Below are 26,059 nucleotides of genomic sequence, written 5' to 3'. Positions count from 1 at the left end.
CACGGCTCAGGCGGTCGGGGCGGGCGGCACGGGCGGGGGGCCCGTCGGAGGCGCGCGGGGGGCGGCGGGGGCGGGCGGGCCGTGGGACGGGGCCGCGCCGTCGTCCGGGCGGGGCGCGGGGGCGCGCAGCAGGGCCGGCGGCACGGGCGGGCCGCTGCCGAGGACGGCGGCCGCGGGGAGGTCGTCGGCGTGGTCGTGCGCGTGCGCGTGCGCCCGGTCCTGCGCACCGGGGCCCTGCCCGTCGGCGGCCACGGGGTGCTGCCGCACCCGCGGTGCCGTGCCGGTGACGAGCGCGTCGCGCCGGCCCCCGGCGCTCGTGCGCAGCGCGCGGCCGTCGCGCTGGGCCCGGGGCTCGGGGCCGCGCCGGTCGAGGCCGGAGCCGTGCGCGGGCGCGGTGGCGGTGCGCGCCGAGCCCGACGGCAGCGCCTCCGCGAGCGCGGCGCGGGCGGGTGCGGGGAGCAGGACGCCGACCAGCGCGAGGAGCCCCAGCAGGGGCAGGAGGGTGGTGGGCGCGCCCCGGCGCGGGGCACTGCGGGCTCCGCGCATGCCCTCGAAACTACCAGCGGGACCTGCGACCCTGGTCCCGTGCGCACGGACGAGGGACCCCCGCTGCAGGTGCGGCCGACGCACGCGCTCCTCCTGACCACGGCCAACGGGGTACTCGCCGGCGTCGCCGGCGTCACCTCCCCGGTCGGCTGGGTGCTGGTGCCGGGGACCCTCGCCCTGCTGGTCCGGCACCGGCTCGCGCTGGCCGTCTGCGCCTGGGCGGGCGCGCTCATCGCCGCCGGGATCGCCGTGCCCCTCGTGCCCGGGCACCGGACCGACGAGCTGGCCCTGGCCGTGTCCGCCGCCGCGCTGCTCGCGCTGCCGGCGCTCGGCGCGCTGTGGCGCGCGGCGGAGGGGCCGGCCCGGGACGGCGTACGGGTCTCCGGCGCGGCGGTCGCCGGACGGCGCGCGGTGCGCGCCGTGCCGGAGCGCGTCCCGGCCCCGCTGCGCAACGAGGTCGCGGTCGCCGGCCCCGACCGGCCCGGGGACCTCGTGGCCGTCGCGGTGCGCGCCGACGGCACCGTGCGGGTCCTCGTCGCGGCGGCGCTGGCCGGCTCGGGCGCGCCCGGCCTCCTCGCGCGGCGGGTGCCGCCGGCGTTCCGGCGCCTCGCCGGGGGGCCGGCGGGCCTCGACGACCTCGCCGTGGCGCTGGACCTGCTGGTCGGCGGCCTCGCGCCCAGCGCCCGGCTCTCGGCGGTCCTGCTCGACGTGCCCCCGGCGGGCCCCGTGCTCGCCCTGCGCCTCGGGGCGCCGCCGGTGCTGCACGCCGTCGGCGCCGGTTCAGCGGACGCTGCGGCGGGACTGGCGGGGCCGGCGGGGCTGCCCCTCGGGGGCGGGGCGCACGGCCAGCTGGCGGTCCTGCCCGCGGGCGGGGCCTGCGCGCTCGTGACGGACGCCTTCGACCTGGTCCACGTCGGCGCCGGGGCGGAGGTGGCCGGTCCCGCCCTGGCCCCCGTGGCCGCGGGGGGGGCCCGGCCGGTCACCGCCCTCGCCGTGCTGCTCGCGCCGCCGGGCCGGGCCGGTGCCGCCGCGGGCGCGCAGGGCCCCGTCGTCGTGGTGCGCACGGGCACCGCCGCCGGCTGACCACCCGACCGCGGACGAGCACGCGGCAGCACCCCGCGGGGTCGCGGGCGACCCTCGAGGCTCGGCGGGACCGGGGTCGCCATGGCATGCTGCCGCGGTGCTGACAGCAGGAGCCCGCCGTGCCGGCGCCGCCACGGCCCTCGCCCTCGCGCTGGCCCTCGCCGGCGCCGGGGCCGCCGCGGCGCACGGGCAGATCGTGGCGGAGGAGACCGAGCCGGTCGAGGGGTCGCGCGTCGGCGACCCGCTGCGCTCGCTCGACCTCGTGTTCACCGAGGCCCCGGCCTCCCACGCCTTCTTCGCGGTGACCGCCCCCGACGGGACGCGCGTCGACGACGGCTGGGCCCACGGCACCCAGGTGCGCCTGCGCGAGCCGGTGCAGGAGTTCTACGAGGTCGACGGCAGGTGGGAGCCGCGCTCCTACTACACCGGCTACACCGCCGAGGTCGCCGTCGCGCACTGGCCGGCCCGGGGCGAGTACGTCGTCAGCTGGGCCAGCATCGCCTCCGACGGCGAGCCCGTCGTGGACTCGTACGCCTTCACCTACGACGGCGAGCCGACGCCCGCCCCCGAGGCCTGGACGGCACCGACGGAGGGTCCCGACCGCCAGCTCGCGGACGAGCTCACCGCGCAGGGCGTGCCGCTCGAGGGCGCGCTCGCGGCGGAGCCGGGCACCGTGGCGCCCGCCGGCGTCGACGCGGCGCAGGACGGGGAGCCCGGCCCGGCGACGGGGGTCACGACCTGGCTCGTGCTCGGCGGGGTCGTGGCAGGGGTCGTCGCGCTCGTCGTGGCGGCGGGCCGGCGGCCGCGGCCGGCCGAGGAGCAGCGCCCGGGCCGGAGCCCCGCAGCGCGCCGCTAGGCCTCAGCCGCGGACGACGAGCCGCGTCGGCACCACGACCGGGCCCATGCCCTCGAGGTCGCCGCCCATCCGCCGGAACAGCAGGCGGGCGGCCGTGTCGCCCAGCCGCTCGGGGTCCTGCGCGACGACGGTGAGCGGCGGGTCGAGCAGGTCGGCGAGCTCGACGTCGTCGAAGCCGACGACCTCGAGCCGCCGCCCCGCGTCCCGCAGGGCCCGCAGCGCCGTCACGGTGACCCGGTTGTTGCCGGTGACGACCGCGGTCAGCGGGTCCGCGCCCGCCCCCCAGCCCTCGAGCAGGGCCGCCGCGGAGGCGACGGTGTGCGGGCCCATCCCCACCAGGTCGGCGGCGGGCAGCCCCAGGGCGTCCACGGCCTCGAGGAAGCCCCGCCGCCGCTGCTGCGCGGTCCAGAAGGCGGCGTCGTCGCCGAGGAAGCCGATGCGCCGGTGCCCCCGCCCCGCGAGGTGCTCCACCGCCGCCCGCACCCCGCCGGCGTTGTCGCTGAGGACGCTGTCGCAGGGCGTCCCGCCGGCCGGGCGGTCGACGAGGACGAACGGCACCCCCTCGCCGGCCAGCCACCCGTGGTCGTCGGCGAGCGCGGGGACCACGACGAGGCCGTCGACGCGGCGCGCGAGGAACGCGGAGACGAGCGAGCGCTCGCGCTCGGGCGAGCCCTCGGCGGAGCCGCTGAGCAGCAGGTGCCCGCGCTCCTCGCAGACGCGCGCGACGGCCTTGGTGAGCAGGGAGTAGAACGGGTCGGCGAGGTCCTCCACGACGAGGCCGACGCTCGCCGTGCGACCGGTGCGCAGCTGGCGGGCGCTGTCGTTGCGACGGAACCCCAGGGCGGCCATGGCGCGCTCGACCCGCTGCGAGGTCTCGGGGCGCACCGCGGGCTCGCCGTTGACGACGCGGGAGACGGTCTTGAGCGAGACGCCCGCCTCGCGCGCGACGTCGAGCATGGTCGGCCGCGCGGCGGGCGCCGGCGGTCGCGGTGGTCCGTTCACGCGCCGACGCTATCCCCCGTCCCGCGGCGCCCGGGCGCGAACGCACCGCCCGCCCGGGCACCATGGTGGCGCGGGCGCGCCGGGCGCCCGCCCCGTGCGCAGGAGGTGGTCGCGTGGCCGCGCGCCGCGACCGCGCCCCGCGGGCGCCGGAGGCGCCCGACGTCGTCGACCCGCCGCTCGCCGCCCCGGCGGCGCTGCGGCCGGGGGCGTCGCTCGACGGCGTACGGGTCCCCGGTGCCGCCGCCCTCGCCGGCGCGGCGCTGCTCGACTGCCTCGTCGACGGCCCGACGGGCGAGGAGGCCGACCTCGGCGGCGCCCGGCTGCGGCGCACCGCCGTGCACGGCGCCGACGTGGCCCTGCTGCGGGCCGGGCGCGGCGAGTGGCGCGACGTGCGGCTCGCGGCGAGCCGCGTGGGAGCGCTCGAGGCCCACGGCGCCACCTGGGAGGCGGTGCTCGTCGAGGACTGCCGGCTCGGCTACCTCGGCCTGCGCACCGCCCGCGCGACCGACCTCGTGCTGCGCGGCTGCGTGGTGGAGGAGCTGGACCTGGCCGGGGCGACCGTGCGGCACGCGGCGCTCGAGGGCTGCCGCGTCGGGCGGCTGTCGCTGCACGGCGCCTCGCTGGAGCGCCTGGACCTGCGTGGGGCGGAGCTCGACGCGGTGGACGGGCCGGAGCACCTGCGCGGGGCCGTCGTCGCGGCGGAGCAGCTGCCGCGCCTGGCGCCCGTCCTCGCGGCGGCCCTGGGCGTCGCGGTGCGCTGAGCCGTCCCCTCACCCGGTCGGGGGGTGCAGGACCTCCCGGGACCCGTCGATGCCAGGGGCATGACGAAGCCCCGTACCACGGCCGGCACCGCCGCCGCGTGCGCCCTGGCCGTGCTGCCCGTGCTGGCCGTCCCCGCCGCCCCGGCCCTGGCCGCCGCCCCCGCGTGCAGCGCCGCGGGGCTGACTCTCACGGCCCTGCACGGGCCGGTCTTCTACATCGACCCCGGCACCACCCCCGCCCTGCAGGGGGCGTACGCGGGCTACCGGCTGCAGGAGGCGGCCGGGCAGGCGCGCCGCGACCTCTGGGTGCAGCTCGACGGGTTCACCGGCGGCGAGGTCCGCCTCGGTGCAGGGCAGCCGGCGGCGCAGCAGGTCCCGGCGCTCGCCGCGGGGGCCGGCGCGGCGCGGTACACGTACCTCGTCGCGCACGCCCCCACCACCACGCCGCAGGGGCACGTCGTGCGGGTGTGGCAGGGCCAGCCGGGCCTGCCGGGGGCCGCGCCGCTGTGCGAGCAGCCGGGCGGCTTCTCCCGCGTCGACGGCACCATCAAGGCGGCCGCGAACAAGCTCACCTCCGTCACCGTCTCGGGCGGCACCGCCCCGCGCCTCGGCTCGACCTTCGAGGTCACGGTGAAGGGCAGCACGGGCACCATCGGCGAGGGTCCCGCCGGGGACTACCGCAGCGTCTGGATGAGCCCCGCGGCGCGCGGCGACTGGCCGGCGGAGGCGTACCGGCTCGTCGGCACCCGGCTGGCGTTCAGCGACGGCAGTTCGTACGACGGGGTCCTGCGCGTCGCCGACCAGCCGTCCGCGGACCGCGACTACACCGCCACGTACACCTTCCGCGCCGTCGGCTTCACGAGCGCCGCCACGCCGGTGCTGCCCGTGCAGCAGGTCACCTCGGGCACGCAGATCAAGCACACCGACGTCTCCGGCACGGCGTCCTCCCTCGCCGCGATCCCGCCGGCCACCAACGACATCAGCCTCGCCGCGACCGCGGCGCCCGACCGCCTGCCGACCGGCGGCGGCACCGTGCGCCTGCGCGTCGCCGTGAGCGGCACCCCGGGCGCCGTCCTCGACGCGGTCGAGGACGCGCTGCCCGCCGGCGCCGAGCCCGTGCCCGGGACGGCGCGCTGGGACGGCGTGCCCGTCGCGGACCCGGTGGCGCTGCCCGGGCGGTACGTCCTGCAGGGGCCGTTCGAGCTGGCCACCGGCGGCAGCGTCCTCGAGCTGGACGTGCGCCTGCCGGGCACCCCCGGCCCGCAGCGCCAGGACGTGCGCGGTCGCGTCGGGACCGCCGTGCTCGACGCGACGCCCGGCCTCGGCGACGACGCCCCCGCCTCGGCGACCGTCGTCGTGAACCGCGCTCCCGTGCCCGACGACGAGGCGGTGCGGGTCGCCCCCGGCGGCACCCTCGAGGTGCCCGTCCTCGAGGGCGACGCGGACGCCGACGGCGACCCGCTCGCCGTCACCCGGGTCGACCCCGGCGCGCTGGGCGGGGCGAGCACCGACGGCGCCACCGTCGTCTACACCGCGGGTGCCGAGCCCGGCGAGGACGTCCTGGCGTACGGGGTCACCGACGGCCGCGGCGGCGACGCCACGGGCCGGCTCGTCGTGACCGTCGCCGAGGGCGGTGCCCCGTCGCCGGAGCCGACCCCCGACCCCGACCCCGACCCCGAGCCCACCACCCCGGACCCGCAGCCCGAGCCCACCCCGGACCCGCAGCCCGACCCCGAGCCGACCCCCGACCCCGAGCCCACCCCCGACCCGACCCCCGACCCGTCGGTCCCGGTGCGGCTGCCGGTGGACGACGTCGCCGGCACGTCGTGGGGAAGCGCTGTCCTGGTGCCCGTCACGGCGAACGACCCCGAGGGCAGCGTGCTCGCCGGCGTCGTCACCGCGCCGGCGCACGGCACCGCCGTCGTGGTCGACGGGGGTGTCCGCTACGTCCCGGAGGACGGCTGGGCGGGGACCGACCGGTTCACGTACCGGCTCGAGGGCTCGGACGCGGTGGCCGAGGTGGTCGTGACCGTGGCGCCGCCGGAGCTGGCCGCGCGCGACGACGCGGCCACCACGACGCGCGCCCGCGGCGCCCTGCAGCTCGACGTGCTGGGGAACGACACGGGCGCCGGCCTCGAGGTCGCGGCCGCCGGTCCCGCCCGGGGCCGGGTCGTCGTGGCCGGCGGCGCGCTGCGCTACCTGCCGCACCCCGACGCGGTGGGCGACGACGCGTTCACGTACACCGTCCGCGACGCGCTCGGGCGCACGGCGTCGGCCCGCGTCGTCGTGCACGTCGCGAACACGGCGCCGACGCTCGACCCCCTGCCGCCGACCACCGTCGTGGCGGGCACCCGCACCACGCTCGCGCTGCGCACGCAGGACGCCGACCGGGACGCCCTCGCCGTGCGGCCGCGGCCGGCCCCCGGCACGGTCGCCGCGGTCGAGGACGGGCGCCTCGTGGTGGCCGCCGCGACCGGCACCAGCGGCCGCCTCACGACCACGGTCGTCGTCGACGACCGCCACGGCGGCACGGCGACCCGCGAGCTCCGCCTGACGGTGCTGCCCCGCCCGGCGGCCGCGGTGGGCGCCGGCGTCCTGCGCGACCCCGGCGCGGAGGAGGCGCTGCGCCGGCCGGTCTACGAGGACGGCGTGCCGGTCTCGCGCCTGCTGTCCGCGCGGACCGACTCCGAGGTCGTGTGGCGCTCCTCGGCGACCGCGTCGGTCTCCGAGCACCTCGTGCACGTCGACGGCCGCCAGGTCTGCCGCGTGCCCGCCGGCGCACCGGGCGAGCGCACCGGCTGCACCGTGCGCGGGCGGGCCCTGCTGCCCGCGCAGCGCGTCCAGGTGCGCGCCGTCGGCGTCGACGGCACGGTCGCCGCGCCGGTGGACGTGCCGGTCCGCCCGGCCGCGGCCTCCCGCCGTCTGGTCGCCGTCGTCTACTTCCCGACCGGCGAGTTCTACCTCGACGAGCACGCGCGGGCGACGCTGCGCGGGGTGGTGGAGCAGGCGGCCGGCGCGGGCTTCACGGCGGTCCGCATGGAGGGGCACACGGACGCGGACGGCAGCAGCGCCTCCAACGACGTGCTGTCGCGCCAGCGGGCCCGCCAGGTGCGCGACTGGCTGCTGCCCAGGGCCGAAGGGCTCGAGGTCAGCGGCACGGCGGGCTTCGGCGAGGACCGCCCCGCGGCCACCAACGCGACCCGCGCGGGCAAGGCGGCCAACCGCCGCGTCGAGGTCTACGTGGGCTGACCGCGCGCCGGGAGCACCCGCCCCCGCACCTCCCCCAGCCCGACGACGCGGTCGCCGGGCCCGGGGGCGGTGCCGCGGACGACGACCTCGTCGCCGTCCTCGAGGTACGTCCGCGTCGTCCCGTCGGCGAGCGCCACCGGCTCGGTCCCGCCCCAGGACAGCTCCAGCAGCGAGCCCCGCTCCTCGCGGGCGGGGCCGCTGACGGTCCCCGAGGCGTAGAGGTCCCCGGTGCGCAGCGACGCGCCGCCCGAGGTCAGGTGCGCGAGCTGCTGCGCGCCGGTCCAGTAGAGGCCGGCCGCGGGGGGCCGGGACACGACCGTGCCCTGGACGAGCACCTCCAGGCGCACGTCGAGCCCCCAGGGCCCGGTCCCCGCGTCGTCCAGGTGCGGCAGCGGCCGCGGGTCGCGCGGCGGCGGCGGGACGCGGGCGTGCTCCAGCGCCGCGAGCGGCACGACCCAGGGCGACACCGAGGTCGCGAACGACTTGCCGAGGAAGGGGCCGAGGGGGACGTACTCGAACGCCTGCACGTCGCGGGCCGACCAGTCGTCGACCAGGCAGACGCCGAGGACGTGCTCGGCGAAGCGCTCCAGCGGCACCGGCTCGCCCAGCGCGGTCGGCACGCCGACGACGAAGCCGAGCTCGGCCTCCAGGTCGAGCCGGCGGGTCGGGCCGAACGCCACCGTGCCGTCGTCCTCCCGCCGCTGCCCGCACGGCCGCACGACGTCCGTCCCGGACACCACGACGGTCCCGCTGCGGCCGTGGTAGCCGATGGGCAGGTGCCGCCACGCCGCCGGCAGCGGGTCCTGGCCGGGCCGCAGGATGCGCCCGACGTTGCTCGCGTGCTGCTCGGAGGCGTAGAAGTCGACGTAGTCCGCGACGGTGAAGGGCAGGTGCAGGCGCACACCCTCGAGGGGGTGCAGGTGCTCCGCCGGGACAGCGCTTCCCGTCAGCAGGTCCTGCAGCGCCGCCCGGACCTCCCGCCACACCGCCGGCCCGGCGGCGAGCAGCGCGTCCAGGCTGCGCAGGGCCTCAGCGCGCGCGCCGCTCGGGGGCAGGGCGGCGGCGACGTCGAGGACGGCGTCGCCGTACCGCACCCCGAGCCGCGGGGCTCCCCCGCCGGTGCTGAACGAGCCGTACGGGAGGTTGTGGACGCCGTACGGGTCAGCCACGCCGCCCGCCGGCCCACGTCCAGGCGTACGCCCCGTCGTCGCACGCCGCGCCGCCCTCGCCGAGACCGAGGGGGCGGAACGTGTCGACCATGACGGCGAGCTCGTCGAACGCCTCCTTGCCGAGCGAGCGCTCCACCGCGCCCGGCTGGGGGCCGTGCGAGTGCCCGCCCGGGTGCAGCGACACCGAACCCTGCGCGATCCCCGAGCCCTTGCGGGCCTCGTAGTCGCCGCCGCAGTAGAACATCACCTCGTCGCTGTCGACGTTGGAGTGGTAGTACGGCACCGGCACGGCCAGCGGGTGGTAGTCCACCTTGCGGGGCACGAAGGCGCACACGACGAAGCCGCTGCCCTCGAAGACCTGGTGCACCGGCGGCGGCTGGTGCACGCGCCCGGTGATCGGCTCGAAGTCCGCGACGTCGAAGGCGTACGGGTAGAGGCAGCCGTCCCAGCCGACGACGTCGAACGGGTGGGTGGGCAGGACGTGCACCGTGCCGGCGAGCCCGGAGGGGCCCGAGCCCCGGTGCTTGACGAGCACCTCCACGTCCTCGCCCTCGACCACCCGCGGCCCGGAGGGCCCGCGCAGGTCGCGCTCGCAGTACGGGGCGTGCTCCAGGAACTGGCCGTAGCGCGAGAGGTAGCGCTTCGGCGGGGCCACGTGCCCGGCGGCCTCGACGCAGTAGAGCCGCAGCTCGCCGTCCGGCACCCACCGGTGGGTGGTCGCGCGCGGCAGCACCACGAAGTCGCCGCCGTGCACGACGAGGTCGCCGAACACCGTCTCCACCCGGGCCCGCCCGGACTCGACGTAGACGCACTCGTCGCCGACGGCGTTGCGGTAGAGCGGGGACGGCGCGCCGCAGACGACGTACGAGATGCGCACGTCCGCGTTGCCGAGGACCAGCCGCCGGCCGGTGACCGCGTCGACCGCTCCCCGGTCCAGGCCCTCGAAGAGCCGCGGCAGCGCCAGGTGCCGGGGCAGCAGCGGCTCGTTCGGCACGACCGCCTGGTCCGGCAGCGCCCACGGCCGGGCGTCGACCAGCGCCGAGGGCAGTCCCGCGTGGTAGAGCAGGGAGGAGTCCGAGGAGAACCCCTCCTCGCCCATGAGCTCCTCGGCGTAGAGCGCGCCGGACGGCGCCCGGTGCTGCGTGTGCCGCTTGTGCGGCACGTCCCCCACCCTGCGGTAGTACGCCATCAGAAGTTCCCGCGCCGGGCCTGCTCGCGCTCGATCGCCTCGAAGAGCGCCTGGAAGTTGCCCTTGCCGAAGCCGAGGGAGCCGTGCCGCTCGATGAGCTCGAAGAACACGGTCGGCCGGTCGCCCGTCGGCCGGGTGAAGATCTGCAGCAGGTAGCCGTCCTCGTCGCGGTCGACGAGGATCCCGCGCGCCTGCAGCTCCTCGACCGGCACCCGCACCTCGCCGATCCGCGCGCGCAGCGCCGGGTCCTCGTAGTAGGACGCCGGGGTCGGCAGGAACTCGATGCCCGCCGCCGCCATCGCGTCGACCGTCCCCACGATGTCGTTCGTCGCGAGCGCCAGGTGCTGCGCGCCGGGACCGCCGTAGAACTCGAGGTACTCGTCGATCTGCGACTTCCTCCGCGCCACCGCCGGCTCGTTGAGCGGGAACTTGACCCGGTGGTTCCCGCTCGCCACCACCTTGCTCATGAGGGCCGAGTAGTCGGTGGCGATGTCGTCGCCGATGAACTCGGCCATGTTCGTGAAGCCCATGACCCGGCGGTAGAAGCCGACCCACTCGTCCATCCGGCCGAGCTCCACGTTGCCGACGACGTGGTCGAGCGCCTGGAACAGCCGCTTCGGCGCGCCCGGCGGCCGCACCAGCGTCGACTCCCGCGCGACGAACCCGGGCAGGTACGGCCCGTCGTAGCGCGAGCGGTCCACGAGGCTGTGCCGCGTCTCCCCGTACGTCGCGATGGCGGCCCGGCGCACCGTGCCGTGCTCGTCGGAGACGTCGTGCGGCTCCTCGAGGACCGTCGCCCCCTCGCGCCGGGCGTGCTCGACGCAGCGGTCCACGTCGGGCACCTCGAGCGCGATGTCGACGACGCCGTCGCCGTGCCGGCGGTGGTGGTCGGCGACCCGGCTCGCGGGGTCGACCGCCCCCAGCAGGACGAAGCGCACCGCGCCGCTCTCCAGCACGTACGCCTTGTGGTCCCGCCGCCCCGTCTCGGGGCCCGCGTAGGCGACGACCCGCATCCCGAAGGCCGACTCGTAGAAGTGCGCGGCCTGCGTCGCGTTGCCCACCGCCCAGACGACGGCGTCCCAGCCGGTGACGGGGAACGGGTCGGTCGCGGGGTCGTGGTCCACGAGGCCGACGAGCCGGCGCAGCTCGTCGAGCCCCAGCTCGGCCAGGCGCTCCTGGTCGGTCAGCGTGTCCTGCAGGCTCACGGGTCCTCCTCGTCGAGGGTGCGGCGGGCGACCATGGCAGCCCAGGGCCGCGCAGGTGCGCAACCGGACCGGACCGCGCCGGTCGCAGCGCCTCGCAGCGCCGCCCGCGTGCCCCCGCGGCTATGCTCCGCGACCAGCCGACCGCCAGGAGGTGCCCGTGGCGCCGTACGCCCTCGACGCCCTCGACGTCGCGCTGCTGGCCGCCCTGCGCGAGCACCCGCGGGCCGGCGCCCTCGAGCTCTCGCGCGTCGTCCGGGTCGCGCGCGCCACGGTCCAGGCCAGGCTCCGCCGGCTCGAGGAGGCCGGCGTCGTCACCGGGTACGGCCCGGACGTCGACCTCGAGGCCGCGGGCAACCCGGTCCTCGCCTTCGTCACCCTCGAGATCGCGCAGGGCGCGCTCACCGAGGTGCGCGCGGAGCTCGAGCGGCTGCCGTGGATCCTCGAGGCGCACGCGACGACCGGCTCGGCCGACGTCGTGTGCCGGCTCGCCGCCCGCTCGCACGGCGACCTGCAGACGGCGCTGCTGGAGCTGGACCGCTCGCCGTCGGTGGTCCGCTCGACGAGCGTCATCGTGCTCTCCGAGGTGGTCGCGCCGCGCGTGCTGCCGCTGCTGCGGGCGCAGGCCGGCGAGCGCACCGGCACCACCCGCGCGCCGGCGTACCGCGAGGGCGGCGCCGGGGGCTGACCCGCGCCCCTCAGGCGGCGGTGCGGATGCTCGCGCGCACCTGCGCGACGAGCGGCGCGGGCACCGCGGCCAGGCCGTGGTCGTCGCGGGCGTGCACGGCGACGGCCGCGAGCACGCCGTCGTCGTCCGGGGCGGTGAACGTGCGGGCGCAGCCGGGGACGACGTCGCCGCAGGCGAACTGCTTCACGGGGTACCTCCTGGTGGCGGGGTGGTGCGGGGTGGTGCGGGGTCAGCGGGGGGCGAGCTCGGCGAGGCGCTGGAGCACGCGCTCCACGCGCACGACGCCGGCGGCCCGGCCGAGGTCGTCCACGACGACCACGGGGTCGAAGCGCACGTCCTCCTCCCGCGCGACGAGCCGCTGGGCGACCTCGACGACGCCGGCGGAGGCCGGGACGCGCAGCGAGACGGCGGCCAGCCGGTGCCCCGGGGCGTCGCCCGAGCGGCGGTGCGGCAGCAGGAGCGCGACGGGGCGGCCGCGGCCGTCGACGCGCACCCGCACGACGCCGTCCGCCGCCGGCGCCGGGCCGCGGGCCGCCGGGTGCGCGCCCGCGGGGTCGTCCGGCCCGACGAGCGGGACCTGCTCGACGAGGCTCGCCACGTGCTCGGCCAGCGCCGCCCGGGCGGCGGAGCGCCGCAGCCGCTCGCCCGTCGCCGGGTCGAGGGCGACCCAGGGCGGGCCGGGGCGCCCCAGCAGCCACCCCTGCGCGAGGGGCACCCCGAGGCGCAGGAAGGCGTCCATCTCGCCCCACGTCTCCACGCCCTCGGCGAGCAGCCAGGCGTCGATCCGGCCGCCGAACTCCCCGAGGAGCTGCGCCAGGGCGATCTTGACCTCGTCCCGGTCCGCGCCGGCGACCAGCGCCCGGTCCAGCTTGATGAGCTGCGGGCGCACCCGCGCGACCTGCTGGAGCCCGGAGTAGCCCGACCCGGCGTCGTCGAGCGCAATGAGCGCGCCGCGGTCCTGGAGCCGGTCGCGCAGCGCCACGAGCGGGCGCAGGTCGGGCACGGCGCGGTGCTCGGTCAGCTCGAGCACCAGCGGCGAGAGGTCGCCGGCCGCGAGCAGCGGGTCGGCGAGCTCCGGCTCGGTGAGCAGGTGCGGGCTGACGTTGACGGTGAGGAAGCAGTTCGGCGGCAGCGTCGGGCGCAGGTGCAGGCACCGGTGCACGACCACCGCCTCCAGGGCGGCGCCCCGGCCCTGCGCGTCCGCCGCCGCGAACCAGCGGTCGGGGGTGGCGGCGCTGCGTGCGCCGTCGGGGTCGACGAAGCGGGTCAGGGCCTCGTACCCGGCCACCACGCCGCGCCGCACGTCGACGACCGGCTGGAAGACCAGGTGCAGCCGCCGCCCGGGGTCGGCGAGGGCGGCGTCCACCGCGGCGCGCCAGGCGGGGCCGTCGTACGGCCCGTCGAGCAGGCCGCTCGGCACCACGGTCGTCGTCACCCCCGCCCATCGGCCCCGCGGCCGGCCGGGCCATCCCCCGTACGGGTGGGCCCGGCCGGCCGGAGGGGTCAGCCGACGAGCGGCCGGGCGCCCGGGCGGCCGTACGCGAACCGGAGGGTCCGGCCCCCCGACCCGCGCAGGTGCCAGGTGCCGGCGCGCACGACGCCGACGCCGTCGGCCCCGTCGCGGTCCCAGTCGCCGGCGACGGGTGCGTCGCCGCGGGCGCCGTACCGGACCCGGGTCGTCGTGCCGGTCGGCGAGGCGTCGCTGCGCAGGCGCCAGGTGCCGTCGTGGAACAGGCCGGGCTCGTCGCGCCCGTCGCCGTCCCAGTCGCCGACGACCGGGCGCATCGAGCCGTCGCCCCAGGCGAGGCGCACCGTGGCCGGGCCGGCCGACGCCTCGTCGCGCAGCAGCCACGTGCCGCTGCGGTAGACGCCGACCTCGTCGGCGCCGTCGCCGTCCCAGTCGCCGACGACGGGCACGTCGCCCGCGCCGCCGAAGCCGAAGGCGGCGCGCTGGCGGCCGCCGACCGCGTCCCGGAGGTGCCACGCGCCGTCCCGGAACAGCCCCGGCGTGCGGGTGCCGTCGCCGTCCCAGTCGCCGAGCAGCGGCCGGTCGGACGCCCGCCCGAGGGCCACGACGGTGCTGGGGCCGGAGGCCAGGCCGGAGCGCAGGCTCCACAGGCCGCCGCTGACGACCGCGGCGCGCGCGGCGCGGGGCGCCACGACCTCGACGTCGATGCTGCGCCCGCCCCAGGTCACCGCGCCGGTGCGCGCCGTCCCGGAGGTGAGCACGGGCTCGACCTCGTCCTCGTCGTCGACGTAGCACTCCTCGTCGTCGCACTCGACGTCCGGCAGGAGCGCGAGCTCGGCGACGACGCTGTCCCCGCTCGGGGCGTCCTGCACGGCGGCGAGGACCTCGTCGAACCCCTCCGGGCCCTCGGGCTCGTCGCCGGCCCAGTAGCCGAGGTCGTCGACGAGCAGGCTGCCGGCGAAGCCGTAGCCCGCGTCGCCCCCGCCGACCCACATCTCGCCGGCGCTGCCGGCGCTGCCCGCGGGCACGACGACCGACAGCGGCACGGTGACGGTCGCGGTCGAGCGGTACGGCCGCAGGAGCACCTGCACCTGCGCCCGGGTGCCGGCGACGAGCCTCACCGGGCCGTCGCCCGCCGCGACCCAGCGACCGGACGCGGCGCGCACCTTCACGCCGACGACGGTGAGGTCCCGGTACTCCTCGGAGGTCGTGCCCTCGACGGACACCTCGTCGACCGTGACCCGCTCGAACTCGTTGCCGATCAGCTGCTCGAGGCTCGACGCGACGCCGAAGGCGGTCTCGACGGGCGCCTCGCCGGCGCTGCCCTCGGTCGAGGCGTGCAGGTCGGAGCGCCGCAGCGTCCAGGACCGCCCGTCGGGCCGGTGGCCCCGCACCGTGGTGGTGGTCTCGACGACGCCGCCGCCCAGCCGGTCCGCGGTCGCGTCGAGCGCGCCCACCACGTGGTAGAACGCCGCGGTCGGCAGGAAGGACGGGCTGACGACCTCGGTCGTGCCGGTCCGCACCGGCCCGCCCTCCGACGGGCGCAGCGACGTGCGCAGCGGCACGGTGGCCGGGAGCGGGCCGAGCGTGCCGCGCACGCCCGCGAGGCGGTCCTGCGTCCCCGTGCCGACGACCGGCCCCAGGTTCGCCACCTTGAACGGCGCCCCGAGGCTGTCCGGCTGCACGTACAGCGCCTCGGCGCTGCGCATGGCCTGGGTCGTCGCGCCGGACCAGCCGAAGGGGTGGCCGAAGCCGAGGACCTCGGCGCCGCAGACCGCCGTCACCGTGCCCACGGCGGCGGCGCTGAACTGGCCGTTCGACAGCGCGAAGGCGACGTTCCCGCCGGGCACGACGGTCTCGGCGCCGCCGGTGGCGGTCGCGCCCGAGGTGCCGGCGAGGTACGGCCGCGCCCCCGGGACCCGCTCCGCCAGCCGGTCGGGCTGCGCCGCGAGCCGGGCCGAGCTCACGCCCGACACCGCGAGCGGCACCGGGAGCGCGCGGAGCCCGCCCGCCGCCTGCCCGCGCGTGGCGCCGCCGGAGGCGACGACCCGCTGCTGCACGGCCTGCGGCAGGCGCACCGCGCCCACCGCCGAGCGCGCCGCGGGCGCCGCGAGCAGCGCCTGCATCGCGGCGGCCGGCGTGACGCCGGCGATCGGCGACGGGCCGGCCGCGAGGCCGTACGAGACCGCGCCGACCAGGCGCCCGTCGTCGGCGTACAGCGGCGAGCCCGACATGCCCGACCAGATGCCGCCGGCCCTCGTGACCGCCGGCGCGTCGACGTCGACGAGGACCATGTCCACGCCGGGGCCGATCCCGTCCCGCAGGACCCCGATGACGGTCGCGGTGAAGTCCTCCGGCGCGGTGCCGCGCGACACCGTCCGGCCGGTGAGCACCTGGCCGGCGGTCAGGTCCGCCGCCGGGTACGCCTCCGGGCACTCCGGCGTCCCCGTGACGCCGGGCGGCGGCGCGGCGTGCGCCGGCGCGGCCAGCGCGGCGGGCGCGAGGCAGAGCCCCAGCACCGCCGACACCCCGGCGCCCAGCGCCCTGCGCGTCCTGCTGCCGGTCGTCCCGGCTCCCCGTGCCTGCACGTGCGCTCCTCGTCGTCGCGCCCGGGGGCCCGTGCCCCCGGGGTCGCCCCCGGCATCGGCAGGGGGGCGGCGCGGCTTGAGCGGCCGTACGGGTGGGAGGTCGGCCGCCGCTCAGGGGGCGGCGGGCGGCGGCGCCCCCGTGTCCCCCTCGACGGCCTCCACGGCGCCGTCGTGCAGCCGCACGCGCGCGTCGGCGGCGCCGCTCACCCGCTCGTCGTGCGTCGCCACGAGCACGAGCGTGCCCCGCCGCGCGGCCGCGACGACCGCGGCGAGGACGAGCGCGACGTGGTCGTCGTCCTGGTGCCCCGTGGGCTCGTCGAGGACGGCGACGGCAGGGCCGGCGTGCAGCGCGCGGGCGAGGGCGGCGCGCTGCTGCTCCCCGAGGCTCGCCTCCTGCGCCGGCCGGTGCGCGACCCGGGCGACGCCGAGCCGGTCGAGCAGGTCCCCGGCCCCGTCCTGCGGCGCGCACGGCCCCGCGCGCCCCAGCCGCCGGGGCAGCAGCACGTTCTCCGCCAGGCTGAGCTCGGGGACGAGCGCGAGCCGCTGCGGCAGCAGGGCGACGGTGCCCCAGTCCCGCACGGCGTGGGCCGGGTGCCCCGCGACCCGCACGGTCCCGGCGCTCGGCCGCGCGACGCCGGCGACCAGGTGGCACAGGCTGGACTTCCCGGAGCCCGAGCGCCCGGCCAGCGCGACGAGCCGGCCCGGGCCCAGCGCGAGGTCCACGCCGCGCAGGACCTCCGTCGCCGCGGCGCCGCTGCCGCGCACGAGCCGCACCCCGTCGAGGTGCACGAGCGGCGCGCTCACCGCCCCTCCCCTGGCGGGCTGAGCACGACCCGGCCCCCGTGCACCTCGAGGACCGCGCGGCCGTCGGGGAAGAGGCCCAGGGCGTCGGGCGGGAGCTGCACGCGGCCCTGCCCGTCCACGGCCGCCGTGCGCGGGCCCCCTGCCCGGTGCTCCCCGGACAGCACCCCGTGCCGCAGGGCCAGCACCCGGTCCGCCGACGCCGTCGCGCGGGCGTCGTGCGTCGTGAGCACGACGGCGGCGCCGCGCAGGGCGCACGCGCGCAGCCGGCGCAGCACGAGCCCGGCCGAGGCGTCGTCGAGCTCGGCCGTCGGCTCGTCCGCGACGAGCAGGTCCGGCGGCCCGGTGGTCGCGGCCGCGACGGCGAGGCGCTGCTGCTCGCCGCCGGAGAGCTCGTGCAGCCGGGCCCCGGCGCGGCCCTCCAGACCGACGTCGGCAAGCGCTTGCCCCGGGTCGTCGTCGGCGCCGCGCAGGCGCGCGACCTCGGCCACCTGCTCGTGCGCGGCGAGCTGGGGGAACAGCGAGTGCGCCGGGCGCTGGGCCACCCAGCCGACGCGGCGCCGCAGCCGCTGCAGCTCGCGCCGGCCGAGCCCGGACAGCAGCCGCCCGTCGTACCGCAGCTCGCCGCCGGCCGGGCGCTCGCGCAGCGCGAGGACCGCGAGCAGGGTGGACTTGCCGCTCCCGGAGGGGCCCGTCACCGCGGTGACCGTGCCGCGCCGCACCTCGAGGTCGATGCCGCGCAGCGCCTGCACGGGTCCGGTGCCGGAGGCGTGCAGCTGCAGCAGGTCGCGCGCGTCGAGCAGCGCGGGCTCAGGTGCCGTCACGGTAGGCCCCCTCCTCCCCGCCGGTGCCGGCCCGCGCTGCGGCGGCCAGCGCCCCGGCGAGCACGGCTCCCGCGGCGGCCGCCGCGGTGAGCAGCACCGCCGCGGGACCCACGGCGAGCTCCACGGCCGGCTGCAGGTACGGCGCGTCGTCGAGCAGCCGGCCGCCGAGCGGGACGACCGCCAGCACGGCGAGCACCCCGCACGCGCCCCCGGCGGCCGCGAGCGCCGCCAGCTCGAGCACGCGCGCGCCCAGCACCTGCCGGCGCCGCAGCCCGACCCGCCCGAGGACGAGGTCGGCGGCGCGCCCCGCGGACGCCGCCCGCTCGGCGTGCACGGCGAGGGCCAGGGCGGCCAGCAGGCCGAGGTACGCCGCCACCGCGAGCTGGTGCCCCCGCGCCCGCTCCGCGGCGACGAGGGCGGGCAGGCGGCGGACCTCGGCGGCGGTGCTCACCGACTCCGGCCGGGCCCCGGCGGCGTCGAGGGTGTCGGCGAGCAGCCGGGCGGAGGACGCCCACAGCGCGACGTCCTCGAAGAAGGGCCACCCCGGGCCGCTGGCCGGGCGCAGCCGCGGGTCGAGCGGGCCGAGCTCGCCCAGCACGGCGTCCGCGGGCAGCACGTACGTCGGCCCGCTCGCCCCGGGGAAGGCGTCCAGCCGGTCCAGCACGCGCAGCCGCCCCTGCCACGCGAGGGCGTCGACGTCGAGCAGGTCCTCGCCCGCGGCGGCGGGGTCGCCGACCACCAGCGCCGGCACGTCCCCGCCGGGACCGGTGGCGGCGGCGGCGGTCAGCTCGTCCAGGGCCTGCCGGGCGCGGGCGAGGTCGGGGCCGCGGCCCGGCAGGACGACGTCGCGCAGCCCGGCGGGGTCGACGAGCAGGAGCTCGCGGGGGACCTCGTCGAGCGGGGTCGTCGCGTCGCCGCGCCAGACGACCGAGGTCCCCGGCGGCACCGGCGGCGTCCGCCCGGCGGGGACCCCGGCCGGTGGCTCCCCGGCCGCCGGCTCGCCGGGCCGCACGGGGGCGCCGGGGTCGAGCTGCCAGGAGCCGTCGAGCACGGCGACGGCCTGCGCCCCCGCCCTGACCGCGACCCGGTCCTGCACCGCCGTCGCCGTCGACGACGCCGCGCTCAGCGCGAAGAGGAGCATGCCGAGGCCCGCGGCGACGACGGTCACGACCACCCGCTGCTCCGTGCCGCCCCGGGCGAGGCGCCGCCGCGCGAGCCAGGCGGCCGGACGCCGCAGCGGGGCCGTGCCCGCGGCGGCCCCGCGCGCCGCGCCGCGCGGCGCGACGAGCCGGGCGAGGACGGCCGCGCCGAGCGCCCCGGCGGCCGCCGTGGCGAGCAGCGGGACGAGCAGGTCCGCCCCGCGGGCGCCGCCGTCCCCCGCCGGCGCGCTCGCCAGGCCCGCGGCGCCGGCGAGCGCGGCGGCCACCAGGACCGCGCCCCAGGGCACCCGCCGCGCCGGCGCGGCGGGCGGGGCCGGGCGCACCCGGCGCGCGGTGGCGAGCGCGGCGGTGGCGGCGACGCCCAGCACGCCCGTGGCGCAGGCGCCGGCCGCGAGCAGCGCCGCGACCGGCAGCGCGGCCACCGGCGCCGCGTCGGCCGGGCCCGCGAGGACGACGAGCAGCCAGGCACCGGCCGTCCCGGCCGCGACGCCCAGCAGCGCGGCGGGCAGGAGCTCCAGCGCCCAGAGCAGGCCGACCGCGCCGGGCCGCAGCCCCGCCCCGGCCGCGTGGCGCAGCTCGACGGCCCGCCGGCGCACGGCGAGCAGCCCCGCGCCGAGCACGCAGGCGAGCGCCAGCCCGACCGCGGCCGCCTCGCCGGGGAGCAGCCGGCGCTCGACCGCGTCCGCGACGACGTCTGTCGCGGCGACGAGGTCCTCGACGCCGTCGGACACCCGGCGGTCGACCGGCCCCTCGTCGTCGGCCCGGCTGCCCCGCACGTACGCCCCCCGCAGCGACCGCACCCCGTCGGCGGCGGCCGCGGCCTCCTCGTACGTCGCCCCGGGCACGAGCTGCGCGTCCAGGGACCAGACGACGATGTCGCCGGCCCGCTCCGCCAGCCGCTCCACGGTGGCGGGGTCGCCGACGAGCAGGTGCGCCTGGCGGCTGTCGTCGTCGGGGTCGGCGGGCAGCGCCCCGCGCTGGCGCGCCCACGTCGTGCGCCCCGGCGGGTCCGCCGGGCGGCGCCCGTCCGGCGCGACGGCGTACGTGCCCGCCACCGCCGTCCGGGCCCCGCCGGTCGCCCCGCCGGTGGCCACCTCCAGGACGAGGTCGTCACCGGCGCCCAGCCCGAGGCGCCGCGCGAGCGGGTCGGGGAGCCACACCCCCTCCCCGCCGCCGGACGTGGTCCGCAGGGTGCCCGCCGGGTCCTCGACCGCGAGCAGGCGCGCGGGGGCGGTGCCGCCGGGGCCGGTCGCGGTGGACGTCCAGCGGGCGGGGCGCACGAGCTCCAGGCCGGCCGACGCGCCGACGAGGGACGGCGGCGTGAGGGACGGGACCCGGGCGAGGTCCTCCCGCACGGCGGCCAGCCCGCCGCTCCCGGTGGGCGAGCCGCTGGTGGTGACCCGCACGAGCGCCGGGTCCTCGAGCAGCGCGGCCGGCGGGTCGGCCCGGCGCTCGGCCAGCTCCGCGTCGCGCACCGCCCCGTGCACCAGCGGCACGGACGCCGCCGCGCCGGCCAGCACGGCGAGGGCGAGCAGCACGAGCACCGTCCACGGGCCCTGGCGCAGCCCGTGCCGCAGCGCGGCGCGGGCCAGCGGCCCGCCGGGCGTCAGGGGTGCGCGCACGCGACCCCCGCGGCGTCGGGCCGGGAGCGCTCCCCGGCGGCGGCGGGCGGTGTCGGCACGGGCGGTCCTCGGGGTGGGGGGCGGCGGGGCCAGGCTGCCAGCCCGCGGCTGCCGGCGCACGCGCATCGCGCGGACCGGCCCGTCGCGCGCCGGACGCCGGGCGGCCCCGGGGCGTTCACCCCGACGGGGGTGCCGTCCGGCGGTGCGGGGGAAGGGGCGGGCCATGGCAGCGCAGAACGGGCAGAGCCCCGACCAGAGCCACGACCGGAGCCCCGACCAGAGCCCCGCCGAGAGCCCCGTACGGGGGCCCGAGGGGGGTCGCGGCCCCGACCACGCAGCGGCCCCGGTGCCCGACCTCGCGGGGACGGCCGCCGAGACCCCGGAGGAGTCCACCCGGCAGGAGCGCGGGGCCGTCGGCGACCAGCCCGACGCCGGGGGCCTCGTGCCGCCGGACGACGCGCAGTAGGCGGACGCGGAGGGGCCCCGCCCGGCGCGCGGACGGGGCCCCGGTCGAGCGGGTGCTGCGGGTGCTGCGGGTGCTGCGGGTGCTGCGGGTCAGAGCGTGCCGGCGCCCGTGGGCTCCTCGCCGCGGGCGGCGGCGGCCTCGGCCTCGGCGATCACGCGCTGCTCCTCCTCGCGGTTCGCGCGGTGCTGGCGGACCGACCAGGCGATGGCCGCGGCCCACACCGCGTAGATGGCGGCGTAGAAGGCGTAGCGGACGGCGTCGGGGGCGTCGATCCAGTCGCTGCGCAGCAGCGTGCGGGTGTTGGTGAGGATGATGAGGCCGCCGACGAGCGAGCCGAGGACGCGCGGCGGGATGTGCCGGACGAGCCAGGCGGCCACGGGCGCGGCGATCATGCCGCCGAGCAGCAGGGCCAGGACCCAGGCGTAGTCCACGCCCTCCGAGCCGATGCCGATGATGAAGCCGATGCTCGCGGCCACGGCGACGAGGAACTCGCTGGTGTCGATCGAGCCGATCGTCTTGCGCGGCTCGAGCCGGCCGCTGGCGAGGATCGCGGGGGTGCCGACCGGGCCCCAGCCACCGCCGCCGGTGGAGTCGACGAAGCCGGCGACGAGGCCGAGCGGGGCGAGGAACCGCTTGCGCAGCGGCTTGCCGAGGTTGCCCTTCGGCAGGCCCGCGAGGGTGAAGCGCACGAGCACGTAGACGCCGAGCGCCAGCAGGATCACCGACATGAGCGGCGCGGCCGTCTCGGTGGACAGGCTCGACAGGAACGTCGCGCCGGCGAAGGCGCCGACGGCGCCCGGGATGCCGATCTTGGCGACGACCTTCCAGTCGACGTTGCCGAACTTCCAGTGCGCCGCGCCCGAGACGAGCGTGGTGCCGATCTCGGCCAGGTGGACGGTGGCCGAGGCGGCCGCCGGGTTGGTGCCGATGGCCAGCAGCAGGGTCGTGGAGGTGACGCCGTACGCCATGCCCAGGCTGCCGTCGACCAGCTGGGCGCCGAGGCCCACGAGGGCCAGGAGCAGGAGCTTCTGCATGTCTCTACCGCCGAACGCTCAGGGGTGGGGTCTGGAACTGACTTCGACGAACCCTAGCGGTTCTGTAGGGTCCGTGGGTGAGCTTCTCGGAACCCGGTACCGGCGCCCCCGCGCGCACCGCAGCCAGCACCCCGGAGCCGCCGGGCGCGGGGGCGGGGGGGCTGCTGCGGGCCCTGCTCTCCGAGGGCGAGGTGGTCGCGGCCCCGCCGGGCCCCGGCCCGGGGTACTGGGCGGGCGGGCCGAGCGCCGTCCTGCACGAGGGGACGTGGTGGCTGGCGTACCGGCTGCGCCGCCCGGTGGACCGCGGGCGGGGCTACGCGAACGTCGTCGCGCGCTCGGACGACGGGGTGCGGTTCATCGAGGTGGCGCGCGTGACGAGCGAGGACCTCGGGGCGGCCTCGCTCGAGCGCCCCGCCCTCGTCGTGCGCCCGGACGGCGGGTGGCGCCTCTACGTCAGCTGCTCCACCGCCGGCAGCAAGCACTGGTGGGTGGAGGCGCTCGACGCGGGCTCCCCCGCGGCGCTGGCCTCCGGGCGGCGCACGGTCGTGCTGCCGGGCGGGCGCGACGAGGCCTGGAAGGACGTCGTCGTGCGCGTCGACGACGGCGCCTGGGCGATGTGGGCCTGCCGGCACCCCCTGGACGGCGGCGACGACGAGGCGGACCGCATGAGCAGCTGGTACGCGACGAGCGCCGACGGCCTGCGGTGGGACCTGCGGGGCGAGGCGCTCGGGCCCGGCGAGGGGTGGGACCGGCGCGGGGCGCGGGTCAGCGCGGTCTGGCCCGCGGGCGGCGGCGCGTACGAGGCCCTGTACGACGGGCGCGCCTCGGCCGCGGAGAACTGGTACGAGCGCACCGGCGCGGCCGCCGGGCCGCCCGGGCGGCTGCGACCCACCGCCGGCCCGGTGCCGGAGGAGCCGGGTCCCGCCCTGCGCTACGCGAGCGTCGTCCCCGTGCCGGGCGGGCTGCGGGTGTACGTCGAGCGCACCCGCGCCGACGGCGCTCACGACCTCCGGACGGTGTACGTGCCACGCCCCGACGGCGAGAGCCAGTCGGTGTAGTCCTCCTGCAGCAGGTCGCTGAGCCGGTGCACGTCCTCGGTGAAGCGCCCGAGCAGCGCAGCGCGGTCCTCGCGGGTGAGGACCGCGCGGGGCGCCGTCCCGCGCTGCAGCAGCCGCAGGAGCGGACGCTCCACCTCGCGCCAGACGCGCGGCGGGGCGTACGCGCCGGCGGCCGCGCCGAGCCGGACCCCGCGGCGCAGGAGGCGCCGCGGGGCGGTGTCCGGCGCCCAGCGCTTGACGTTGGAGCCGGGCACCGTGGTGGGCCCGGGCGGCACCCCGAGGAACGCGTGCACCCCGGCCAGGGTGCGCTCCGGCTCGTCGACGAGCCGGCGGTAGCGCACGACGTGCACCCGCGCGGGGTCGACGAGGGTGAAGAGGTGGGCGAGCTGCTCGCCGTACCGGCCGAGCTCGAGGTAGCGCCAGAAGGGCGCCCACCCCCGGGCGACGCGCTGCGGCTCGAGCTCGCAGGCCGCGCGGAAGTCGGCGACGGGCTCGAGCCCGTCGACCCAGAGGTGCGTCCAGTTGCTGAAGGCGCGGTCGAGCGGGTCGCGGACGACGGCCACGAGGCGGACGTCGGGGAGCGTGCGGGCGATCCGCTCGTGCGCCCGGCGGTCCCAGAGGTAGAAGGGCGTGCTCTCGAAGGTCAGCGCCCCCGCCGGGGCACCGGCGAAGAGCCGCTCGTAGCGCTCGCGCTGCCACACCCACTCGCGCGCGCTGTGCGCGTCGCCCGGGCCGCGCTGCCCCGAGCGCTCCGGCGGGCGGTCGTCGCAGAGGAAGTACTTGGGCTCCTTGGGGTCGGAGCCGAAGAGCAGCGGGTGCTGGGCCAGCGCCGCGTGCAGCGCGGTGGAGCCCGCCTTGGGCGCGCCGATGATGAGGACGTCGGGCAGCGGCACCGGGACCTCCGGGGGACGACGGGACGTACGACCGTCAACCCTAGTTCTCCGGTGGGGTTAGTGGCTAACCCGCACCGGCTCACGCGTGCCGCACCAGCGACACCGCGATGAGGACCATGACGACCGCGATGCCGCCGTCGAGCACCTGCCAGGCCCGTGGGCGGGCGAAGAGGGGGCGCAGGAGCCGGGCGCCGGCCCCGAGCGCGGTGAACCACACCACGCTGCCGAGCACCGCGCCGGCGCCGAACCACCAGCGCCGCTCCTCGTGCCCGCCGGCGACGGAGCCCAGCAGGACCACGGTGTCGAGGTAGACGTGCGGGTTGAGCCACGTCAGCGCCAGGCAGGTCGCCAGCACGGCCCGCAGGCCCTGGCGCGCCGACGCGCCCTCCACCCGGAGCGCGCCGGACGGGCGCAGGGCGCGCCGGGCGGCGAGGAGCGCGTACCCGAGGAGGAAGGCGCCGCCGCCCCAGCGCACGACCGGCACGAACCACGGCAGCCGCTCGAGCAGGGCCCCCGTGCCCGCGACCCCGGCGGCGATGAGGACCGCGTCCGACACCGCGCACACCGCGACGACGGCGGCCACGTGCTCCCCGCGCAGCCCCTGGCGCAGGACGAAGGCGTTCTGCGCCCCGATCGCGACGATCAGCGAGAGGCCGAGGGCGAGGCCCGAGGCGGCGCTGAGCAAGGTCTGTCCGGTGTCCACCCGCCCGACGCTAGGTCGCCCTCGCCCTGCACTCCAGCTCACGTCGCTGCAGCACCGTTAGCGTCGCTTCATGACGCTCGGACCGGACCTCGACCTCGCCCACTTGCGCGCCCTCGCCGCGGCGGTCGACGAGGGCTCGCTCGACGGCGCGGCGCGCCGGCTGCACGTGACGCCGTCCGCGGTGAGCCAGCGGCTCAAGGCGCTGGAGACGGCCGCGGGCCGCGTCCTGCTCGTGCGCAGCCGGCCGGTGCGCCCCACGGCGAGCGGTGAGGCGCTGCTGCGGCTGGCCCGGCAGGTGGAGCTGCTGACCGCCGACGCCGCCGCGCTCCTGGAGGGCACCGGACCGGGCCGCGCCCCGGTCGTCCCGGTGGCGGTCAACGCGGACAGCCTGTCGACCTGGGTGCTGCCCGCCCTCGCCCCGCTCGCCGGCGAGCTGTGCCTCGAGCTGCACCGCGAGGACCAGGCCCGCACGGGCGACCTGCTGCGCAGCGGCGCGGTCATGGCGGCCGTGACGTCCGAGGCCGCCCCGGTGCCGGGCTGCTCCGTCGAGCGGCTGGGCGCCATGCGCTACCGGCCGCGCGCCGCGCGCTCCTTCGCCGAGCGCTGGTTCCCCGAGGGCGCCACGCCGGCGGCCCTCGCCGCCGCACCCGTCGTGGTGTTCGACCGCGACGACCGGCTGCAGCACGACTACCTGCACCGGCGCGCCCGCGGCCGCGAGGTCCCGCGCCCGCCGCAGCACCGGGTGCCGGCGAGCGCGGACTTCCTCGAGGCCGTCCGGCTCGGCTACGGCTGGGGGATGCTGCCCGACCTGCAGCTCGGCGCCGCGGACGGCGGGCTCGTCGTGCTCGACCCGCGCGGCGCGGTCGACGTGGCGCTGCACTGGCAGCAGTGGAAGCTGCGCTCGCCCGCCCTGGACCGCGTCGCCGCCGCCGTCCTGGCCGCCGGGCGCGAGCACCTGCACCGCCCCCGCTGAGGGCCGGCCGGCGGACCGGCGGCCGTCAGTCGCCCGGCAGCCCGCGCGGCCCCGGCAGGTCGACGCCGTAGCGGACCCCGAGCAGCCGTACCGCGAGGCACGTGCCGGCCGCGAGGACCGCCGAGGCCGCGCCGCCGGCGCCCGCCACCTCGGCCCCGACAGCCACGGCAGCCCCCAGGAGCGCAGGCACCGCGTAGAGGCCGCTGCGCAGGACCGTGGGGACCTGCGCCACCAGGACGTCGCGCAGCGTCCCTCCACCCACCGCCGTGATCCCGCCGAGCAGGACCGCCTGCCCGGGCCCGAGGCCGAGCTCGAGCGCCTTCCCGGCCCCCGTCACCGCGAAGAGGCTGAGCCCCAGCGCGTCCAGGACGAGGATCGGGGTCGCCAGCCGCGCCAGCCGGTGGCCGGCGGCGAAGGCGAGCAGCCCGCCCACCGTGGCCACGACGAGGTACCGCCAGTCCTGCAGCGTCGCCGGCGGGACGGCGCCGAGCAGGACGTCCCGGACGATGCCCCCTCCGAGCGCCGTGATCGCGCCCAGCGTCAGCACCCCCACGAGGTCGAGCCGCGCGGCGCGCAGGGCCGTGAGCGCGCCGTTGAGCGCGAAGGCGGAGGTGCCGAGCAGGTCGAGCCCGAGCAGCAGGAGGGAGGGCTGGCTCACCGGTCACGTGTACCGCAGACGGGTGCCGCGTGCGGCCGCCGGGTCGGGGCTGGTGCGGATCCGTGG

At 79.3% G+C, this 26,059-nt stretch carries 23 protein-coding genes; 8 read left to right on the top strand and 15 right to left on the bottom strand.

The window, feature by feature from the left end; all coding sequences use genetic code 11:
- Positions 1 to 6: 6 nt before the first annotated feature.
- The gene (locus D5H78_RS10340) at positions 7 to 546 is read right to left on the bottom strand and encodes a hypothetical protein (protein WP_119950399.1); all 540 of its coding nucleotides are present in this window, start codon (positions 544 to 546) and stop codon (positions 7 to 9) included.
- Positions 547 to 585: 39 nt separating this feature from the next.
- Between D5H78_RS10340 and D5H78_RS10335 the strand changes: the two genes are divergently transcribed.
- On the top strand, positions 586 to 1,629 hold the full coding sequence (locus D5H78_RS10335) for a hypothetical protein (protein ID WP_119950398.1): 1,044 nt from the start codon (positions 586 to 588) through the stop codon (positions 1,627 to 1,629).
- Positions 1,630 to 1,726: 97 nt separating this feature from the next.
- Positions 1,727 to 2,485, top strand: a complete 759-nt coding sequence (locus tag D5H78_RS10330) for a copper resistance protein CopC (protein WP_165865696.1) — start codon at positions 1,727 to 1,729, stop codon at positions 2,483 to 2,485.
- A gap of 3 nt (positions 2,486 to 2,488) precedes the next feature.
- On the opposite strand, the gene D5H78_RS10325 is transcribed toward D5H78_RS10330, so the two are convergent.
- A complete protein-coding gene (locus tag D5H78_RS10325; RefSeq protein ID WP_119950557.1) occupies positions 2,489 to 3,442 on the bottom strand; it encodes a LacI family DNA-binding transcriptional regulator in 954 nt (317 codons plus the stop codon).
- Positions 3,443 to 3,600: 158 nt separating this feature from the next.
- Between D5H78_RS10325 and D5H78_RS10320 the strand changes: the two genes are divergently transcribed.
- Positions 3,601 to 4,248, top strand: a complete 648-nt coding sequence (locus D5H78_RS10320; RefSeq protein WP_119950396.1) for a pentapeptide repeat-containing protein — start codon at positions 3,601 to 3,603, stop codon at positions 4,246 to 4,248.
- A 60-nt stretch (positions 4,249 to 4,308) separates the two neighbouring features.
- Positions 4,309 to 7,497 (top strand): Ig-like domain-containing protein, encoded by a 3,189-nt coding sequence (locus tag D5H78_RS19320; protein ID WP_165865695.1) that lies wholly within the window; start codon positions 4,309 to 4,311, stop codon positions 7,495 to 7,497.
- Here D5H78_RS19320 and fahA read toward each other — a convergent pair.
- The 3 genes from fahA to hppD are packed head-to-tail and all read right to left on the bottom strand — an operon-like array spanning position 7,485 to position 11,060.
- Positions 7,485 to 8,666, bottom strand: a complete 1,182-nt coding sequence (fahA, locus tag D5H78_RS10300; protein ID WP_119950395.1) for a fumarylacetoacetase — start codon at positions 8,664 to 8,666, stop codon at positions 7,485 to 7,487. The genes D5H78_RS19320 and fahA overlap by 13 nt on opposite strands.
- A complete protein-coding gene (locus D5H78_RS10295) occupies positions 8,659 to 9,855 on the bottom strand; it encodes a homogentisate 1,2-dioxygenase (RefSeq protein WP_119950394.1) in 1,197 nt (398 codons plus the stop codon). Before D5H78_RS10295 ends, fahA begins: the two co-directional genes overlap by 8 nt.
- The gene (hppD, locus tag D5H78_RS10290) at positions 9,855 to 11,060 is read right to left on the bottom strand and encodes a 4-hydroxyphenylpyruvate dioxygenase (RefSeq protein WP_119950393.1); all 1,206 of its coding nucleotides are present in this window, start codon (positions 11,058 to 11,060) and stop codon (positions 9,855 to 9,857) included. The genes D5H78_RS10295 and hppD overlap by 1 nt, the downstream gene beginning before the upstream one ends.
- A gap of 151 nt (positions 11,061 to 11,211) precedes the next feature.
- Between hppD and D5H78_RS10285 the strand changes: the two genes are divergently transcribed.
- Complete coding sequence (locus D5H78_RS10285; RefSeq protein WP_425472936.1) at positions 11,212 to 11,745, top strand: Lrp/AsnC family transcriptional regulator; 534 nt, start codon at positions 11,212 to 11,214, stop codon at positions 11,743 to 11,745.
- A gap of 10 nt (positions 11,746 to 11,755) precedes the next feature.
- On the opposite strand, the gene D5H78_RS10280 is transcribed toward D5H78_RS10285, so the two are convergent.
- The 6 genes from D5H78_RS10280 to D5H78_RS10255 all read right to left on the bottom strand — a co-directional run bounded on the left by D5H78_RS10280 (position 11,756) and on the right by D5H78_RS10255 (position 20,208).
- Positions 11,756 to 11,932, bottom strand: a complete 177-nt coding sequence (locus D5H78_RS10280) for a DUF1059 domain-containing protein (RefSeq protein ID WP_119950391.1) — start codon at positions 11,930 to 11,932, stop codon at positions 11,756 to 11,758.
- Positions 11,933 to 11,974: 42 nt separating this feature from the next.
- Positions 11,975 to 13,180, bottom strand: a complete 1,206-nt coding sequence (locus tag D5H78_RS10275) for an EAL domain-containing protein (protein WP_218566467.1) — start codon at positions 13,178 to 13,180, stop codon at positions 11,975 to 11,977.
- Between the two features lie 68 nt (positions 13,181 to 13,248).
- Positions 13,249 to 15,801 (bottom strand): VCBS repeat-containing protein, encoded by a 2,553-nt coding sequence (locus tag D5H78_RS10270; RefSeq protein ID WP_119950390.1) that lies wholly within the window; start codon positions 15,799 to 15,801, stop codon positions 13,249 to 13,251.
- A 111-nt stretch (positions 15,802 to 15,912) separates the two neighbouring features.
- Positions 15,913 to 16,605 (bottom strand): ATP-binding cassette domain-containing protein, encoded by a 693-nt coding sequence (locus tag D5H78_RS10265; RefSeq protein WP_218566466.1) that lies wholly within the window; start codon positions 16,603 to 16,605, stop codon positions 15,913 to 15,915.
- On the bottom strand, positions 16,602 to 17,426 hold the full coding sequence (locus D5H78_RS10260) for an ABC transporter ATP-binding protein (RefSeq protein WP_119950389.1): 825 nt from the start codon (positions 17,424 to 17,426) through the stop codon (positions 16,602 to 16,604). Before D5H78_RS10260 ends, D5H78_RS10265 begins: the two co-directional genes overlap by 4 nt.
- Positions 17,413 to 20,208 (bottom strand): hypothetical protein, encoded by a 2,796-nt coding sequence (locus D5H78_RS10255; protein WP_119950388.1) that lies wholly within the window; start codon positions 20,206 to 20,208, stop codon positions 17,413 to 17,415. Before D5H78_RS10255 ends, D5H78_RS10260 begins: the two co-directional genes overlap by 14 nt.
- Positions 20,209 to 20,431: 223 nt before the next feature.
- Here D5H78_RS10255 and D5H78_RS10250 point away from each other — a divergent pair, with 223 nt between their 5' ends.
- A complete protein-coding gene (locus D5H78_RS10250) occupies positions 20,432 to 20,674 on the top strand; it encodes a hypothetical protein (protein ID WP_119950387.1) in 243 nt (80 codons plus the stop codon).
- Positions 20,675 to 20,763: 89 nt separating this feature from the next.
- On the opposite strand, the gene D5H78_RS10245 is transcribed toward D5H78_RS10250, so the two are convergent.
- Positions 20,764 to 21,708 carry a sulfite exporter TauE/SafE family protein gene (locus D5H78_RS10245; protein WP_119950386.1) on the bottom strand — a complete coding sequence of 315 codons (945 nt, stop codon included), beginning with the start codon at positions 21,706 to 21,708 and terminating at the stop codon, positions 20,764 to 20,766.
- Positions 21,709 to 21,785: 77 nt separating this feature from the next.
- Here D5H78_RS10245 and D5H78_RS10240 point away from each other — a divergent pair, with 77 nt between their 5' ends.
- Entirely contained in the window at positions 21,786 to 22,766 is a 981-nt protein-coding gene (locus D5H78_RS10240) for a glycoside hydrolase family protein (protein ID WP_218566465.1), read from the top strand.
- Here the strand turns inward: D5H78_RS10240 and D5H78_RS10235 are convergent.
- Entirely contained in the window at positions 22,709 to 23,659 is a 951-nt protein-coding gene (locus D5H78_RS10235) for a sulfotransferase family protein (RefSeq protein ID WP_119950385.1), read from the bottom strand. The two genes, D5H78_RS10240 and D5H78_RS10235, sit on opposite strands and share 58 nt — an antisense overlap.
- A gap of 79 nt (positions 23,660 to 23,738) precedes the next feature.
- Positions 23,739 to 24,362 (bottom strand): LysE/ArgO family amino acid transporter, encoded by a 624-nt coding sequence (locus D5H78_RS10230; protein ID WP_245941639.1) that lies wholly within the window; start codon positions 24,360 to 24,362, stop codon positions 23,739 to 23,741.
- A 70-nt stretch (positions 24,363 to 24,432) separates the two neighbouring features.
- Between D5H78_RS10230 and D5H78_RS10225 the strand changes: the two genes are divergently transcribed.
- Positions 24,433 to 25,335, top strand: coding sequence for a LysR family transcriptional regulator ArgP (locus D5H78_RS10225; protein WP_119950384.1), 903 nt, complete (start codon positions 24,433 to 24,435; stop codon positions 25,333 to 25,335).
- Positions 25,336 to 25,360: 25 nt separating this feature from the next.
- Here D5H78_RS10225 and D5H78_RS10220 read toward each other — a convergent pair whose 3' ends face one another.
- Positions 25,361 to 25,993, bottom strand: a complete 633-nt coding sequence (locus D5H78_RS10220; RefSeq protein ID WP_119950383.1) for a trimeric intracellular cation channel family protein — start codon at positions 25,991 to 25,993, stop codon at positions 25,361 to 25,363.
- Positions 25,994 to 26,059: the final 66 nt, after the last annotated feature.

The sequence above is a fragment of the Vallicoccus soli genome (genome assembly GCF_003594885.1).
Classification (GTDB): Bacteria; Actinomycetota; Actinomycetes; order Motilibacterales; family Motilibacteraceae; genus Vallicoccus; species Vallicoccus soli.
Note: the sequence above shows the minus strand (reverse complement) of the source record. Positions and strands in the feature narration are given on the sequence as shown.